We start from the raw sequence: 14,341 nt of genomic DNA, 5'->3' as shown, positions 1-14,341 counted from the left end.
CGTTAGGCATCACCTTGTCCCGCTCGCTGATCACCCGCTTCACTGCCCGCAAGAAGTCCGTCGTCGCCGGTACCGCCGTGCTCCTCGGTGCGGCCGGTGCGGTCATGGGGACGACGTCGACGGCCTCGGCCGCGACCGCCACTCCCCAGCAGATCGCCAAGCAGATGATGCCCGCCACGCAGTTCCAGTGCTTCGACAAGATCGTGGAGCACGAGTCGAACTGGAACCACACGGCGTCCAACCCGTCCTCCGGCGCCTACGGCCTGGTCCAGGCCCTGCCCGGCGGCAAGATGGCCTCGGCCGGCGCCGACTGGAAGACCAACCCCAAGACGCAGATCAAGTGGGGTCTGGAGTACATGAACGAGCGCTACGGCAGCCCGTGCGGCGCCTGGAACTTCTGGCAGGCCAACCACTGGTACTAAGCCGCCGGTAACCCTTCGAAGGGGCCCCGCAGCGATACGTCGCTTCGGGGCCCCTTCGCCTTCCGTGGCCCTCCTCGAAAGCGTGCTGACGAAACAGGTGACCGGACGGATCAGGAATCGAGAAGCACCGGTGCCGAGCCACGGCTAGCGTGACCGCCATGGAGACGGAGACCGCGAAGGCGGTCCCGCCCAACGGACGGAGACACGAAGAGCATGGCCACGAGGACGAACCCGCAGTCGCCTGCGCCGCACACTGCCGACAGCCACGGCCTGATCCGCGTGCACGGCGCGCGCGAGAACAACCTCAAGGACGTCAGCATCGAGATCCCGAAGCGCCGGCTGACGGTGTTCACCGGAGTCTCCGGGTCGGGCAAGAGCTCGCTGGTGTTCGACACGATCGCCGCGGAGTCGCAGCGGCTGATCAACGAGACCTACAGCGCCTTCGTGCAGGGCTTCATGCCGACGCTGGCGCGGCCCGAGGTCGACGTACTCGACGGACTGACGACCGCGATCATCGTCGACCAGCAGCGGATGGGCGCCGACCCCCGCTCCACGGTCGGCACCGCCACCGACGCCAACGCGATGCTGCGCATCCTCTTCAGCCGACTCGGGAAGCCGCACATCGGCCCGCCCAGCGCGTACTCCTTCAACACCGCCTCGGTCCGGGCGAGCGGCGCCATCACCGTGGAGCGCGGTGCCAAGAAGACGGTGAAGGCGACCTTCAACCGTACCGGCGGCATGTGTACGCGCTGCGAGGGCCGGGGCTCGGTCTCCGACATCGACCTCACCCAGCTCTACGACGACTCCAAGTCCATCGCCGAGGGCGCGTTCACCATCCCCGGCTGGAAGTCGGACAACGTGTGGACCGTGGGGATCTACGCCCAGTCGGGCTTCCTCGACCCGAACAAGCCGATCCGCAGCTTCACCGAGAAGGAGATGCAGGACTTCCTCTACCGCGAGCCGACCAAGGTGAAGGTCAACGGCGTCAACCTCACCTACGAAGGCCTGATCCCCAAGATCCAGAAGTCGTTCCTGTCCAAGGACAAGGAGGCGATGCAGCCGCACATCCGGGCGTTCGTGGAGCGGGCGGTCACCTTCACCACCTGCCCCGAGTGCGAGGGCACCCGGCTCAGCGAGGGGGCCCGGTCGTCGAAGATCAAGCAGATCAGCATCGCCGACGCCTGCGCGATGGAGATCCGCGACCTGGCCGAATGGGTCCGCGGCCTCAAGGAGCCGTCGGTGGCACCGCTGCTCACGGCGCTGCAGCACACACTCGACTCGTTCGTGGAGATCGGCCTCGGCTATCTGGCGCTCGACCGGCCGGCGGGCACGCTGTCGGGCGGCGAGGCGCAGCGCGTCAAGATGATCCGTCACCTCGGCTCCTCGCTCACCGACGTCACCTACGTCTTCGACGAGCCGACGATCGGACTGCACCCCCATGACATCCAGCGGATGAACGACCTGCTGCTGCGGCTGCGGGACAAGGGCAACACGGTGCTCGTCGTGGAGCACAAGCCGGAGACGATCGCCATCGCCGACCACGTCGTCGACCTCGGTCCCGGCGCCGGTACGGAGGGCGGCACCGTCTGCTTCGAGGGCACCGTCGAGGGGCTGCGGGCCGGCGGCACCGTCACCGGCCGCCATCTCGACGACCGGGCCGCCGTCAAGGAGACGGTGCGCAAGCCCACCGGCACGCTGGAGATCCGCGGAGCGACGGCGAACAACCTACGAGACGTCGACGTCGACATCCCGCTCGGTGTGCTGACGGTCGTCACCGGCGTCGCCGGCTCCGGCAAGAGCTCGCTCGTGCACGGGTCGATCCCGGCCGGCGAGGGTGTGGTGTCGGTGGACCAGAGCGCGATCAAGGGCTCGCGACGGAGCAACCCGGCGACGTACACCGGACTGCTCGACCCGATCCGCAAGGCGTTCGCGAAGGTCAACGGCGTGAAGCCGGCGCTGTTCAGCGCCAACTCCGAGGGCGCCTGCCCCACGTGCAACGGCGCCGGCGTCATCTACACCGACCTGGCGATGATGGCCGGCGTCGCCTCCCCGTGCGAGGACTGCGAGGGGAAGCGGTTCGAGGCATCGGTGCTCGAATACCACCTCGGCGGCCGGGACATCAGCGAGGTGCTCGCGATGTCGGTGACCGAGGCGGAGGAGTTCTTCGGCGCCGGAGAGGCGCGCACGCCGGCCGCGCACAAGATCCTCGAGCGGCTCGCCGACGTCGGGCTCGGCTACCTCACCCTCGGCCAGCCGCTCACCACGCTGTCCGGCGGCGAGCGGCAGCGGCTCAAGCTGGCCACGCACATTTCCGAGAAGGGCGGCGTCTACGTCCTCGACGAGCCGACCACGGGCCTCCACCTCGCCGACGTCGAGCACCTGCTCGGCCTGCTCGACCGGATCGTCGACTCCGGCAAGTCGGTCATCGTCATCGAGCACCACCAGGCGGTCATGGCGCACGCCGACTGGATCATCGACCTCGGCCCCGGCGCCGGCCACGACGGCGGCCGGCTCGTCTTCGAGGGCACACCCGCCGAACTCGTCGCCGCCCGCTCCACCCTCACGGGCGAACACCTCGCGGCCTACGTCGGCACCTGACGAGGCACTCGGGGACACCGCGAGCACCACGGCGTTGCTAGGATCGCCGACCCATGGACGCGACCGCACGACACGAGATGATCGCCGTCCCGCCGGGGAAGGTGACACTGTCGGACCGGCGGACGCAGCGCAGTTGGGCGGTCGAGCTCGCGCCGTACGAGCTCGCGGCGTCCCCGATCACCCAGGCGCGGTACGCGGAGGTCACCGGCCGGCAGCCGAGCAGCGCACAAGGCGACCGGTTGCCGGTCGAGGGCGTTTCGTGGCTGGACGCGGTCCGGTTCTGCAACGCCCTGTCCCAGCGCGAGGGGTTGACGCCCGCGTACCGCCTTCATGCCGACGCCGAGGGTGTCGAGTGGGACGCGTCCGCCGACGGGTACCGGCTACCGACCGAGGCCGAGTGGGAGCACGCATGCCGTGCCGGTACGGCCGGCGCGCGGTACGGGCCGCTCGACGAGATCGCATGGCACCGCGGCAACTCGCAGGAACGGATTCACGACGTGGGCGGCAAACAGCCCAACGCGTGGGGCCTGTACGACATGCTGGGCAATGTCTGGGAGTGGTGCTGGGACATCTACGACGCCGAGGTCTACGACACCTATCGGGTGCTGCGTGGCGGTGGCTGGTTCGACGAGCACTGGAGCTGCCGGGCCTCGGTACGGCGCCGCAGCCACCCGACCTTCCGGATCGACGACGTGGGATTCCGCGTCGCGCGATTCATCCACCAGCCCGGTTTCCGGGGGTGCACCCGAAAGCATGGCCGCTGGGGGCCGTCGGGGTCCGGCAGCTCGAAATATCCGAAAGGTCAGTGGCACCAACCTCACCAATGCCACAGTTGGGTGTGACGTGGACAACGATCGCGCCACTCATCGGCGTTGTACTCGGCGGGCTGATGTCACTGCTGGCCCAGCACTCGGTAGGACGCGCGTCGGAGCGGGCCGAGGCGCGCCGCAGCGTTCGCGAACTCGCTGAGGCGCGCCGCAACGAGCGCCTCACCCATCTCATCGATTTTCTGTCTGCGGTGCAGGAGGCCGAGCGGGTCGCCGTGGACCGCTATCACCACAACATGACCGACGAGCAATGGCAGGAGCGGGCACGCCAGATCATCGACAGGGTGTGGGTGACGCAGAAGACGATCCACGTACTGTGTGCGTCCGAGGTCAATGACGCGGCACGTGGCCTCGCGTTCGCCGTACAGAAGGTGATCAGGGACGGCCCCGACGACCCGGGAGAGCCGCAGGACGAGAAGGTCTGGGCGCACATACGTCCGAGCCGGCGGGCGTTCCTTGATGTCGTGCGCACCTACCTGACGTGAAGCCGGCTTCGGTCCGGGTGAGCTTGGCGGGAAGGCGGCACCCGCTCACCGCACCACTGACACCGCGGCGCATGCACGACCCATGTCCGGCCCGCTTCGCTCACAGCCGCTGAATGATCGTGCCCGTGGCCTGCGCCCCGCCCGCGCACATCGTGATCAGCGCGAACTCCTTGTCCCGGCGCTCCAGTTCGTGCAGCGCCGTGGTGATCAGCCGGGCCCCGGTCGCGCCCACCGGGTGGCCGAGCGCGATGCCGCCGCCGTTCACGTTGACCTTCTCCAGGCCCTGCTCGAAGACCTGCGCCCAGCTCAACACCACTGACGCGAACGCCTCGTTGACCTCCACCAGATCGATGTCCCCGAGCGACATCCCCGCCTTGCCGAGCACCGCGCGGGTGGCGTCGACGGGACCGTCGAGGTGGTAGTGCGGATCGGCGCCGACCAGCGCCTGGGCGACGATCCGGGCGCGCGGCTTCAGCTTGAGCGCCCGCGCCATCCGCTTGGACGCCCACATGACGGCGGCGGCACCGTCGGATATCTGTGAGGAGTTCCCGGCGGTGTGCACCGCGGTCGGCATGACCGGTTTCAGCCCGGCCAGCGCCTCCATCGAGGTGTCACGCAGCCCCTGGTCCCGGTCGACGAGCCGCCACATGCCCTGACCGGCCGCCTGCTCCTCCTCCGTCGTCGGCACCTGCACCGCGAACGTCTCGCGCTTGAAGCGCTCCTCGGCCCAGGCGGTCCCCGCCCGCTCCTGCGAGAGCAGCCCGAGCGAGTCGACGTGCTCCCGGGTCAGTCCGCGACGGCGCGCAATGCGTTCCGCGGCCTCGAACTGGTTGGGCAGATCGACGTTCCACTCGTCGGGGAAGGGTTTGCCGGGGCCGTGCTTGGACCCGCTGCCGAGCGGTACGCGCGACATGGCCTCGACACCGCAGCTGATCCCGATGTCGATGACTCCGGCCGCGATCATGTTGGCGACCATGTGGCTCGCCTGCTGGGAGGAGCCGCACTGGCAGTCGACGGTGGTGGCCGCCGTCTCGTACGGCAGCCCCATCGCGAGCCACGCGGTGCGCGCGGGGTTCATGGACTGTTCGCCGGCGTGCGTGACGGTGCCGCCGACGATCTGCTCGACGCAGTCGGCGTGGATGCCGGTGCGGCCGAGGAGTTCACGGTAGGTCTCGCCCAGCAGATAGGCGGGGTGAAGGTTGGCGAGCACACCCCCGCGCTTGCCGATGGGGGTGCGTACGGCTTCGACGATGACGGGTTCCGCGGCCATGAGCTCGTCCTCTCCTCCGCGCGGCCGTGGGGCGTCCCGGCGCCCACAGGGCCGAACTGGCGAACTAGTACGCGTTCTAGTTCCTCTAGCAGTCTCCGAGGTGCTACCCCCGGTACGCAAGGGGCGTGCACGCCTCTTGCTGCACCCCTCGCAGGCAACAGTTCCGACCGTGGCCCTTGCTACTTGTAGAACTCGTTACTACCTTTCGGCCAACTTCTGATGGGCCGTCAGACCTGAAGTTGGAGCTGCCGATGTCCTGCCCCCATCTGCCCGAAGGATTCGACTTCACCGACCCGGACCTCCTCCAGGCCCGCGTCCCCCTCCCGGAGTTCGCCGAGATGCGCAAGACCGCCCCGGTCTGGTGGTGCACCCAGCCCGCCGGCATCTCGGGCTTCGCCGACGAGGGGTACTGGGCCGTCACCCGGCACGCGGACGTCAAGCACGTCTCCACGCACCCCGAGTTGTTCTCCTCGAACACCAACACCGCGGTCATCCGCTTCAACGAGACGATCAGCCGCGACCAGATCGAGGTCCAGAAGCTGATCATGCTCAACATGGACCCGCCGGAACACACCCGCGTCCGCCAGATCGTCCAGCGCGGCTTCACCCCGCGCGCCGTGCGCTCCCTGGAGGGCGCACTGCGGCGGCGCGCCCACGCGATCGTGGAAGAGGCCGCGGCCGCCGGGGCGAAGAACGACGGCACCTTCGACTTCGTCACCGACATCGCGGTCGAACTCCCCCTCCAGGCCATCGCCGAACTCATCGGCGTACCCCAGGAGGACCGCACCAAGATCTTCGACTGGTCCAACAAGATGGCGGCATACGACGACCCCGAGTACGCCATCACCGAGGAGGTCGGCACCGAGGCGGCGATGGAGATCGTCTCGTACGCCATGAACCTCGCGGCGGCGCGCAAGGAGTGTCCGGCCAAGGACATCGTCAGCCGACTGGTGGCGGCGGAGGGCGAAGGCAACCTGTCCTCCGACGAGTTCGGCTTCTTCGTGATCCTGTTGGCGGTGGCCGGCAACGAGACCACACGCAACGCGATCAGCCACGGAATGCACGCCTTCCTGACCCACCCCGACCAGTGGGAGCTCTACAAACGCGAACGCCCCGGGACGACGGCCGAGGAGATCGTGCGCTGGGCGACCCCGGTCGTCTCCTTCCAGCGGACGGCCACCGAGGACGTGGAGTTGGGCGGCGCCCGCATCAAGAAGGGCGACCGGGTCGGGCTGTTCTACTCCTCGGCCAACAACGACCCCGAGGTGTTCGAGTCGCCGGACCGCTTCGACATCACCCGCGACCCGAACCCGCACCTGGGCTTCGGGGGCGGCGGCCCGCACTTCTGCCTCGGCAAGTCGCTGGCGGTGATGGAGATCAACCTGATCTTCAACGCGATAGCCGACGCCCTGCCGGACCTGCGCCTGGCGGGCGACCCGCGCCGGCTGCGCTCGGCATGGCTGAACGGCATCAAGGAACTGCGGGTCACGACCGGTTGACCGCACAGACCGAGGGAGGCAGGGGCCACCTCATCCCACGCCCCCGTGCCCCTGCCTCCCGCGGGACCGGGCCTCGGTGGCCCGGCCGCATCCCCGCTCGGTGGTGTGCGACCGTCCGGCCCGTCCGGGGAAGCGCCGGCGAGTACGCGGGGCGATCGGGCCCGGGTGGTGACCTGGCGGCGGCTGCCCCGTCCCTGGGCCACAGCACTGATTGCCGGGGCCGTGCCCGTGCATGCGCCATGGGCGCTCACCGCGTGGTGGACCCCCTACCAGCGACCGGACTTCGTGTACTACCCCCTGGAATGCACGTCCCGGGCACCCGCGCTCCCTGGCGTGCCGCGCGGAGCTCCACCGGCCCGGTCGCGCGGGTCGTCGGTCGCCGCGGCGGCGAACAGTCCCTTGTCGGCCGCGCGCCAGCCGGCGCGCAGATGCGCCGACGCGGTGGTGTCCACCTCGTGCACACGGGACGCGCGCACGACGACCCGCAGGGCGATCAGGCCGCGGTCGCCGTCGCCCAGCACCGGGTACCCGGCACGCAGCTCCTCGTCGCCGGGCATGTGCGGCTCGTCGTCGGACCTGCCTGCCCGTGACACGCCCGCCAGGCGGCGCAGGATCCCCTGCCGCAGGGCCGACGCGCAGTCGGGCCAGAGCTCGTCGGGACTCAGGGGGTTCACGAACTCCATGCCCAGCGCCTCGCCCTCGAGGGGCTCGAAGTCGACGGTCACCCATGCGAAGCCGCCCATGCAGCTCGCCGCCATGTAGCGGACCTCGACATCACGGCTCGCCTCGGCCGGAAACCGCACGGCACACCTGCCTTCCCCACCCAGGACAGCCCTTCGCCGTCGACGGGACTGCAGCATGCCACCCGCCGCGCGGTGCGGGCACCGAGGCCCGCGATCGTGCGGGGATTCTTCCGCCGGTCCCGTACAGGGCTGCCATGATCGACGGCGGGAATCCGGGTCCGCTTCGGGCGTAGCTCGCCCGCACCCGTCAGGCCGGCGAGCGCAACCGGTCCAGTTCGCTGCCGATCGCATCCCGCAGCACGTCATGCTGCGGACCAAGTCTGAACTGCTCGTCGGTCCACCTGTCACGCGGATAGAGCCACACCGGCGCACCCACCGCATCGGCCGGCTCCCACTCGAACCTCGGCCAGACATGCGCGTGCAGGAACGGGTCCGTGTTTCCCAGGATCTCCAGATTGACCCTGCGGAACGCCGGGTCAAGACGCCGACAGGCCCGCTCGACCGCCTCGCCGAGCTGGTCCATCCCGGACAGGAACGACAGCCGCTTGGACCTCGGCAGGTCCGAGAGCCGCTGCACATTCGGTTCATCCACGAGGAGAACCGAGTAGCCCGGCAGGAACTGAACGTCCCCGATCACTGCGAACCCCGACTCCAACCGTCGCAACACAGTCGGGTTCTCGCCCCTCAGAGCAGCCCCGATCCGATCCATCCGCCACTCACCGGTCATGGCCCGAACCTACGCGCAGGTGATCAAGGACCGACCGAGTGGGGTGACGAGCGGTCTCGGCTGCGGCGGGCAGGTCTCGGGAGGCGCGGCGGCCCGGCTCGGGCCACGATGGAGGCATGGCGTATCCAGATACCTTTGAGCTCGTGTTTGCGTCCGCCACGGAGTACGACGTGGTCATCGTCCGGCGCACCGAGAGGTCAGGAGCCGGCGGCTACCCGATCTACGAGGACGACTCCGGAATCGTGCGTGCGGAGATCAGCGACCAGGGCGAGGTGCGCATGCTCGCGAGTGGCGGCCACCAGGCACTTGAGACACCGGTGACCGCGCGGCAGCCCAGCTAGAACCGGACTGCTCCACGAGGGCGTGGCGTGGTCTACTGCGCGAGCCACTCCGCCTGGAGCTGGGGAGCCACGTTGGTCTCTCCCGTGAACAGCCAGGTCGAGGTGGCGTCACTCCCGGTGGTCTGGAAGACCCTGAGGGAGATCACGTCACCGGCATTCAGCTGAACAATCGTTGACACGTCCTGCGAGGTGCCGAAGCCGACCGGGGCGTCCGCGGTGTCCTGCCCGTCAAAGGCGACGACACTGCCGTTGACGGAGATACGAAGCTGACGCTGCCCCTCGTCATTCGGAGTGAAGTTCCAGAGGATCCTTCCCTTGAGGAGGTAGCGCCCGGCGGTGTTGACCACCAGAGTCGAGTTCGCCGAGTCGAACATCGTGTCCGTGTCGTAGGCGGCGCCACTGAAGGTGATCTGGGTCTCGACGTTGGTCGGGATGGTCTGGGATTCGGCGCCGAAGATGCTCGCGCCGACATTGACCGTGGGCCCGGCAGGCCCCGTGGCCCCGGTCGATCCCGTCGGGCCGGTCGGTCCTGTCGCACCCGTCGCACCCGTCGCACCCGTCGCACCCGTCGCACCTGGGTCACCCTGCGCGCCCGTGGGGCCCGTGGGACCCGTCGCACCTGGGTCGCCCTGCGCGCCTGTGGGACCTGTGGGGCCCGTCGGACCCGGGTCACCCTGCGCTCCTGTGGGACCGGTCGCACCCGTCGGACCGGTGGGACCCGTCGGACCCGGGTCGCCCTGCGCACCCGTGGGACCGGTCGCACCCGTGGGTCCCAGGTCACCCTGCGCACCCGTCGCGCCTGTCGGGCCCGTGGGACCGGTCGCACCTGGGTCACCCTGTGCACCCGTGGGACCCGTCGCACCCGTGGGTCCCGTCGGACCTGTCACACCCGTTGGTCCTGTCGCCCCCGTCACACCCGGGTCACCCTGCGCGCCCGTGGGTCCCGTCGGACCCGTCGCGCCTGTCGGGCCCGTGGGACCGGTCGCACCTGGGTCACCCTGTGCACCCGTGGGACCCGTCGCACCCGTGGGACCCGTCGCACCCGTGGGTCCCGTCGGACCTGTCACACCCGTTGGTCCTGTCGCCCCCGTCGCACCCGGGTCACCCTGCGCGCCCGTGGGACCTGTCGGACCCGTCGCGCCGGTCGCGCCCTTCGGGCCCCTCTTGCACTTGTCCTTGCCGCCGCGGTCCGCCCCGTCCCTGCACTTGTCGTCTCCACCGCCCGGGCCGCTCGACACGCTCACGCGTTCGCCCATGCTCTGAGCCGCGACCGCGACCGGACTGCCGAGCCCGGCCGCCAGGACCAGCGCGAGTGAGGCGATCGCACCGCCCGCGGTCCAGTTGACTCGCCGAGGCAGCGGTCCCAGTCGGGACCCTGTCCTGTTGGCAGGGCTCATGTACGCGCTCCTCGATTCGACCGGTCGGGGACTCCAGTCCGATCCCAAGGGCGAGCTTGGCCCGCGCACAGCCGATCGGTCGTCACACCCGGTCGGCACGCGCTGATTATCAATAACTCGGAGTAATCGGCAGATGCAGGTGGGTGCCTGTCCTCCGCTGACCCGCACTCGGGGCGCGCTTCGGATCCAGTTAGATCTCTCCGTGCGCGGCGGCCGCGACGAAGGCGGCGAACGCGGGGCGCGAGAGGTGGAGGGCGGGGCGCGTGATGTCCTTGGAGTCGCGGACGGCGACGACGTGGGGGGTGGCTGCGCACTCGATGCACGAGCCGCCCTGGTCGCCGCTGTAGCTCGACTTGCGCCAGGCGGCGCCGTTGAGCGGGGCGCACTCGATGCACTCGCCGCCCTGGTCGCTGCTGTAGCTCGACTTACGCCATTGTGTGCGACTCCCCATAGCGTTCCTCCATGACATCCCGGATCAGCTCCGCCGAGTCCTTGATGGAGAGGGCTGCGGCCTGCAGGTGATCGTAACGGAGCGAACAGTCCCTGACCTCTTGTGGGTTGGCACTCGAATAGCCGCTGCCGTACCGCTCGGTATAGAGGATGGCTGGGTCAGCCGCGAACTGATAGAGCGTGAAGGAGCCGGTCAGTCCGGCATGCGCCCCCGCCTCGTACGGCAGCACCTGAACATTGATCCGCGGGTCCTCCTCGTAGGTCAACAGCCGTGCCAGTTGCCCCCGCATGACCTCCGCCCCGCCGATCTTCTGGTGCAGCGCACCCTCTCCGAGGATCGCCCACAGCACCGGCGGCTCGTCCTTCTCCAGGATGGCCTGGCGCGCCAGCCGGACCGCCGTGCGGTCGTCCAGGCCGCTCCGGTCCATCGTTCCGAGCACTGCGCGGGCGTAACCCTCCGTCTGGAGCAGGCCGTGCACCATGTGCGTCTGGAAGGTGCAGATCTCCGCAGCCCGCGCCTCCAACTCCGCCACCTGTTGGAACCACGCTGGCAGTTGACTCCTCAGCACCAGCCCCAGCAGTCGGGACAGTAACCCGTCCGTGCCCAGCGCCGCGTCCACCCGCTCACTGAACTCCTGCGTCGGCAGCTTCCGGGCCGTCTCGATCTGGCCCACCAACGATCCCGTGCAGTAGACGATCTCCCCGAGCTGCCTCTGCGTGAGGCCCGCCGCCTCCCTGAACCTCCGCAGCTCGAACCCGTAGTAGTCCAGCGGCGACGCACCCGGATCCAGGACGTTGATGTGGGTCACGCGTACCCCCTCCTGCTCAACTCCCGTCCACTCCGGGACGGGTTGCATTCGCGGTGTAGCCGAGCGTAGTCGTCCCAGCTCACGCTCGTGCCGTGAACAACGAGATTCCCCAGTACGGTATGCGCCTCACCGCCGGCGCCCACTCCGCCCGCCATGTGCGCCGGATCGTCCGCAGCTACCTGCTCCTGTGGGGCCTGGCCGAGTCGGCCGACTCCGTCGAGCTCGCCGTCACCGAGCTGCTCGCCAACGTCGTGCGTCATGTACCGGGCCGGCACTGCGGGTTGCTCGTCCTGCGGCACCCGGAGGGCGTACGCGTCGAGGTGTCGGACGGGTCGTCACAGGTGCCCGTCCTCCGGTGCGCGGACGCCGGCGACGAGTCCGGGCGCGGGCTGGCGCTGCTCGATGCCGTAGTCGACAAGTGGGGCGTGGACAGCCGGGGCAAGGCAGGCAAGACCGTGTGGTTCGAGGTGGCTCAAGTGGCGGAAACCTCCCACGCGGTGGATCCTGACTGAACGCGACGATCCACTCCGGGGGCACGGGCACTCGCTCGTGCCCCCGGGCGTCCACCTGCGGTTACACGCCCCCGGCCGGGACCTTCTCCGTCTCGCGGGCGGTCTCCACGGCCCTCGCCGCCGGGACCGCCTGCGGCGGGATCCGGAGCTGTCGGCGGCCCGCCAGCAGGTACGTCAGGCCGAAGCCCGCGCCGACGACCGCCGCGCCGCCCGCCGCGTCCAGGACCCAGTGGTTGGCTGTGGTGACGATCGCGCACACGGTGGCCAGGGGATGCACGAGCCCCAGGAGCTTCATCCACAGCTTGGGGGCGAGCATCAGGACCACCAGCCCGCACCACAGCGACCAGCCGAAGTGCAGCGACGGCATCGCCGCGTACTGGTTGGTGACGGCCGTCATCGCCCCGTAGTCCGGGTTGGCGAGGTCCTGCGGGCCGTGCACCGTGTCGATGAAGCCCATGGCGGGCATCAGCCGCGGCGGGGCCAACGGGTAGAGCCAGAAGCCGAGCAGGGCCAGCACCGTGGCGAAGGCCAGCGAGGTGCGGGCCCAGCGGTAGTCCGACGGGCGGCGGACGTACAGGACACCGAGGATGCCCAGCGGCACCACGAAGTGGAACGACGTGTAGTAGAAGTCGAAGAACGCCTCCGCCCACCCGCTTTTGATCACTGCCTGGTTGGCCCAGTACTCGATGTCGATGCCCAGTGCCCGCTCGATCGAGAGGATCTCCCGGCCGTGTTCCTCGGCCGCCGCCACTCCGCCGGTCGCCGCGGCGCGGATGTGCGAGTAGGCCGAGTAGCCGACCCGGATCACCAGCAGTTCCAGCAGCAGGTTCGGGCGGCTGAGGACCCGGCGCCAGAACGGCAGCAGCGGCACCCGGGCCCAGCGCGCGGCGACCGGCTCCGCGTACTCGGTGGGCACGGGCCGGCGGAAGTACGGCGAGGTCAGCGGCAGGAACGGCACCGCGCAGGCGGCCGCGAGCGCAGCGATGAGCAGCGCGTTGTCGCGTACGGGGTACAGGAAGCCCACGTTGGGCAGCAGCATCTTGCCCGGCAGGGTCATGGCCAGGATGACGAGTACGGGCCACAGCATGCGGTCGGAGGCACGTTTGCCGACGCGGCCGACGATCGCGAGCAGCACCCACAGCAGCTGGTGCTGCCAGGCGGTGGGCGAGACGGCGACCGCGACGCAGCCGGTGAGGGCGACGCCGAGGAGGAGCTGGCCGTCCTGGGTGCAGCGGACGGCGCGGCGCAGGCCGACGAAGCAGACGGCGGCGGCGAGCAGCAGGTAGAGGGCGATCTCCAAGGGGCCCTCGAGGCCGAGGCGGAGCAGCGCGCCGTGCAGGGACTGGTTGGCGAGGCTGTCCGGGCGTGCGCCGAGGCCGGCGCCGGCGACGTGGTGCACCCAGTAGGTCCACGAGTCGCTGGGCAGCGCGGCCCAGGCGAGCGCCGAGAGGGCCGTGAAGGTGCCACCCGCGGCCACGGCGGCGCTGCGGCGGCCGGTGAGCCACAGCAGCGGTGCGAAGAGCAGGACGGTGGGCTGGAGGGCCGCGCCGATGCCGATGAGGATGCCGGAGGGTCTCTCACCGCGTACGGCGAAGCAGCCGACCAGCACGAGCAGGACGGGGATGATGCTGGTCTGGCCGAGGTGGAAGCTGTTGCGGACGGGCAGGGACAGCATCAGCAGGCTGATGGCGACGGGGGCCGCCAGCAGGGTGCTGCGGCGGGACACGGGGATGGGCAGGGCGCGGGCGGCGACCAGGCCGAGCAGGACGACGAGCAGCAGGGTGCCGAAGGTCCAGGCGACGCCGAGGCTCTGCTCGGCGGAGCGTGCCAGGGGTTTGAGCACCAGACCGGCGAACGGGGTGCCGGTGAATCTGCCGGCGTCGTACAGGGATCCCGTCACCTTCAGGACGCCGTTCTCACCGATCCAGGTCTCCAGGTCGGTGAGGCGTTCACCGGGGGGCCGCCGCAGCACCGCTGCCGTCTGGCGTACGGCGAGTACGGCGGCGACGAGCCACAGGGCGGCTCGTGCCGCACCCATCCTCGTGTCCCTCGTCGCTGTTCCGCGCACGCTGTGTTCCGCGTTCGCCACGTCGCGCCGCGCCTCCCACCGTTGTGTCGTCCGTGTGGTCCCGCTTGGTGCCCTCTTCCGTCACCGGGCGTCCGTAGAGCGTCCCACTGCCCCGTGAGGAAGACTCAGGTAACTGCCTCTTCGCCTGAGTGTCACCCCGCTACTTTCCGATATTTGCCGCCCGGTCTCACCC

General features: G+C 69.8%; 13 protein-coding genes and 1 pseudogene. 7 read left to right on the top strand and 7 right to left on the bottom strand.

All coding sequences use genetic code 11. The annotated features are described in order from the left end of the window. Positions 1-14 precede the first annotated feature (14 nt). From OHS70_RS26300 to OHS70_RS26285, 4 genes and pseudogenes are all read left to right on the top strand, one after another. Entirely contained in the window at positions 15-422 is a 408-nt protein-coding gene (locus OHS70_RS26300; protein WP_328401174.1) for a transglycosylase SLT domain-containing protein, read from the top strand. Positions 423-635: 213 nt separating this feature from the next. After that, on the top strand, positions 636-3,020 hold the full coding sequence (locus OHS70_RS26295; protein ID WP_328401172.1) for an excinuclease ABC subunit UvrA: 2,385 nt from the start codon (positions 636-638) through the stop codon (positions 3,018-3,020). A 53-nt stretch (positions 3,021-3,073) separates the two neighbouring features. Further along, positions 3,074-3,739 (top strand): annotated as a pseudogene (locus OHS70_RS26290) (formylglycine-generating enzyme family protein); the annotation flags it as partial. 119 nt (positions 3,740-3,858) lie between these two features. After that, on the top strand, positions 3,859-4,332 hold the full coding sequence (locus OHS70_RS26285) for a hypothetical protein (RefSeq protein ID WP_328401170.1): 474 nt from the start codon (positions 3,859-3,861) through the stop codon (positions 4,330-4,332). Positions 4,333-4,432: 100 nt separating this feature from the next. On the opposite strand, the gene OHS70_RS26280 is transcribed toward OHS70_RS26285, so the two are convergent. After that, on the bottom strand, positions 4,433-5,602 hold the full coding sequence (locus OHS70_RS26280) for a steroid 3-ketoacyl-CoA thiolase (protein WP_328401168.1): 1,170 nt from the start codon (positions 5,600-5,602) through the stop codon (positions 4,433-4,435). 251 nt (positions 5,603-5,853) lie between these two features. On the opposite strand from OHS70_RS26280, the gene OHS70_RS26275 reads away from it, so the two are divergent. After that, positions 5,854-7,101: a cytochrome P450 gene (locus tag OHS70_RS26275; protein ID WP_328401166.1), complete on the top strand. Its 1,248-nt coding sequence runs from the start codon at positions 5,854-5,856 to the stop codon at positions 7,099-7,101. Between the two features lie 290 nt (positions 7,102-7,391). On the opposite strand, the gene OHS70_RS26270 is transcribed toward OHS70_RS26275, so the two are convergent. Both OHS70_RS26270 and OHS70_RS26265 read right to left on the bottom strand, forming a co-directional pair. After that, the gene (locus OHS70_RS26270; protein ID WP_328401164.1) at positions 7,392-7,904 is read right to left on the bottom strand and encodes a hypothetical protein; all 513 of its coding nucleotides are present in this window, start codon (positions 7,902-7,904) and stop codon (positions 7,392-7,394) included. Between the two features lie 187 nt (positions 7,905-8,091). Beyond that, entirely contained in the window at positions 8,092-8,571 is a 480-nt protein-coding gene (locus tag OHS70_RS26265; protein WP_328401162.1) for an HIT family protein, read from the bottom strand. Between the two features lie 116 nt (positions 8,572-8,687). On the opposite strand from OHS70_RS26265, the gene OHS70_RS26260 reads away from it, so the two are divergent. Further along, positions 8,688-8,912, top strand: a complete 225-nt coding sequence (locus OHS70_RS26260) for a DUF6296 family protein (protein ID WP_328401160.1) — start codon at positions 8,688-8,690, stop codon at positions 8,910-8,912. Between the two features lie 32 nt (positions 8,913-8,944). Here the strand turns inward: OHS70_RS26260 and OHS70_RS26255 are convergent, their stop codons facing one another. From OHS70_RS26255 to OHS70_RS26245, 3 genes are all read right to left on the bottom strand, one after another. Then, on the bottom strand, positions 8,945-9,286 hold the full coding sequence (locus OHS70_RS26255) for a hypothetical protein (protein ID WP_328401158.1): 342 nt from the start codon (positions 9,284-9,286) through the stop codon (positions 8,945-8,947). Positions 9,287-10,499: 1,213 nt separating this feature from the next. Then, the gene (locus OHS70_RS26250) at positions 10,500-10,760 is read right to left on the bottom strand and encodes a DUF397 domain-containing protein (RefSeq protein WP_328401156.1); all 261 of its coding nucleotides are present in this window, start codon (positions 10,758-10,760) and stop codon (positions 10,500-10,502) included. After that, entirely contained in the window at positions 10,735-11,568 is an 834-nt protein-coding gene (locus OHS70_RS26245; protein ID WP_328401153.1) for a helix-turn-helix domain-containing protein, read from the bottom strand. The genes OHS70_RS26250 and OHS70_RS26245 overlap by 26 nt, the downstream gene beginning before the upstream one ends. 119 nt (positions 11,569-11,687) lie before the next feature. On the opposite strand from OHS70_RS26245, the gene OHS70_RS26240 reads away from it, so the two are divergent. Then, complete coding sequence (locus OHS70_RS26240) at positions 11,688-12,080, top strand: ATP-binding protein (RefSeq protein WP_328405910.1); 393 nt, start codon at positions 11,688-11,690, stop codon at positions 12,078-12,080. A gap of 61 nt (positions 12,081-12,141) precedes the next feature. On the opposite strand, the gene OHS70_RS26235 is transcribed toward OHS70_RS26240, so the two are convergent. Continuing rightward, on the bottom strand, positions 12,142-14,169 hold the full coding sequence (locus OHS70_RS26235; RefSeq protein WP_328401151.1) for a bifunctional glycosyltransferase 87/phosphatase PAP2 family protein: 2,028 nt from the start codon (positions 14,167-14,169) through the stop codon (positions 12,142-12,144). Positions 14,170-14,341: the final 172 nt, after the last annotated feature.

Origin of the sequence: Streptomyces sp. NBC_00390, assembly GCF_036057275.1 — a bacterium.
GTDB lineage: Bacteria > Actinomycetota > Actinomycetes > Streptomycetales > Streptomycetaceae > Streptomyces.
This window is presented reverse-complemented; position numbering and strand designations above follow the sequence as displayed.

Excerpts from the sequence above, each read along its gene's own strand:
- OHS70_RS26240 (WP_328405910.1), top strand. The coding sequence starts at position 11,688 with ATGCGCCTCACCGCCGGCGCCCACTCCGCCCGCCATGTGCGCCGGATC.
- OHS70_RS26250 (WP_328401156.1), bottom strand. The coding sequence starts at position 10,760 with ATGGGGAGTCGCACACAATGGCGTAAGTCGAGCTACAGCAGCGACCAG.
- OHS70_RS26260 (WP_328401160.1), top strand. The coding sequence starts at position 8,688 with ATGGCGTATCCAGATACCTTTGAGCTCGTGTTTGCGTCCGCCACGGAG.
- OHS70_RS26295 (WP_328401172.1), top strand. The coding sequence starts at position 636 with ATGGCCACGAGGACGAACCCGCAGTCGCCTGCGCCGCACACTGCCGAC.
- OHS70_RS26265 (WP_328401162.1), bottom strand. The coding sequence starts at position 8,571 with ATGACCGGTGAGTGGCGGATGGATCGGATCGGGGCTGCTCTGAGGGGC.
- OHS70_RS26275 (WP_328401166.1), top strand. The coding sequence starts at position 5,854 with ATGTCCTGCCCCCATCTGCCCGAAGGATTCGACTTCACCGACCCGGAC.
- OHS70_RS26280 (WP_328401168.1), bottom strand. The coding sequence starts at position 5,602 with ATGGCCGCGGAACCCGTCATCGTCGAAGCCGTACGCACCCCCATCGGC.
- OHS70_RS26255 (WP_328401158.1), bottom strand. The coding sequence starts at position 9,286 with ATGTTCGACTCGGCGAACTCGACTCTGGTGGTCAACACCGCCGGGCGC.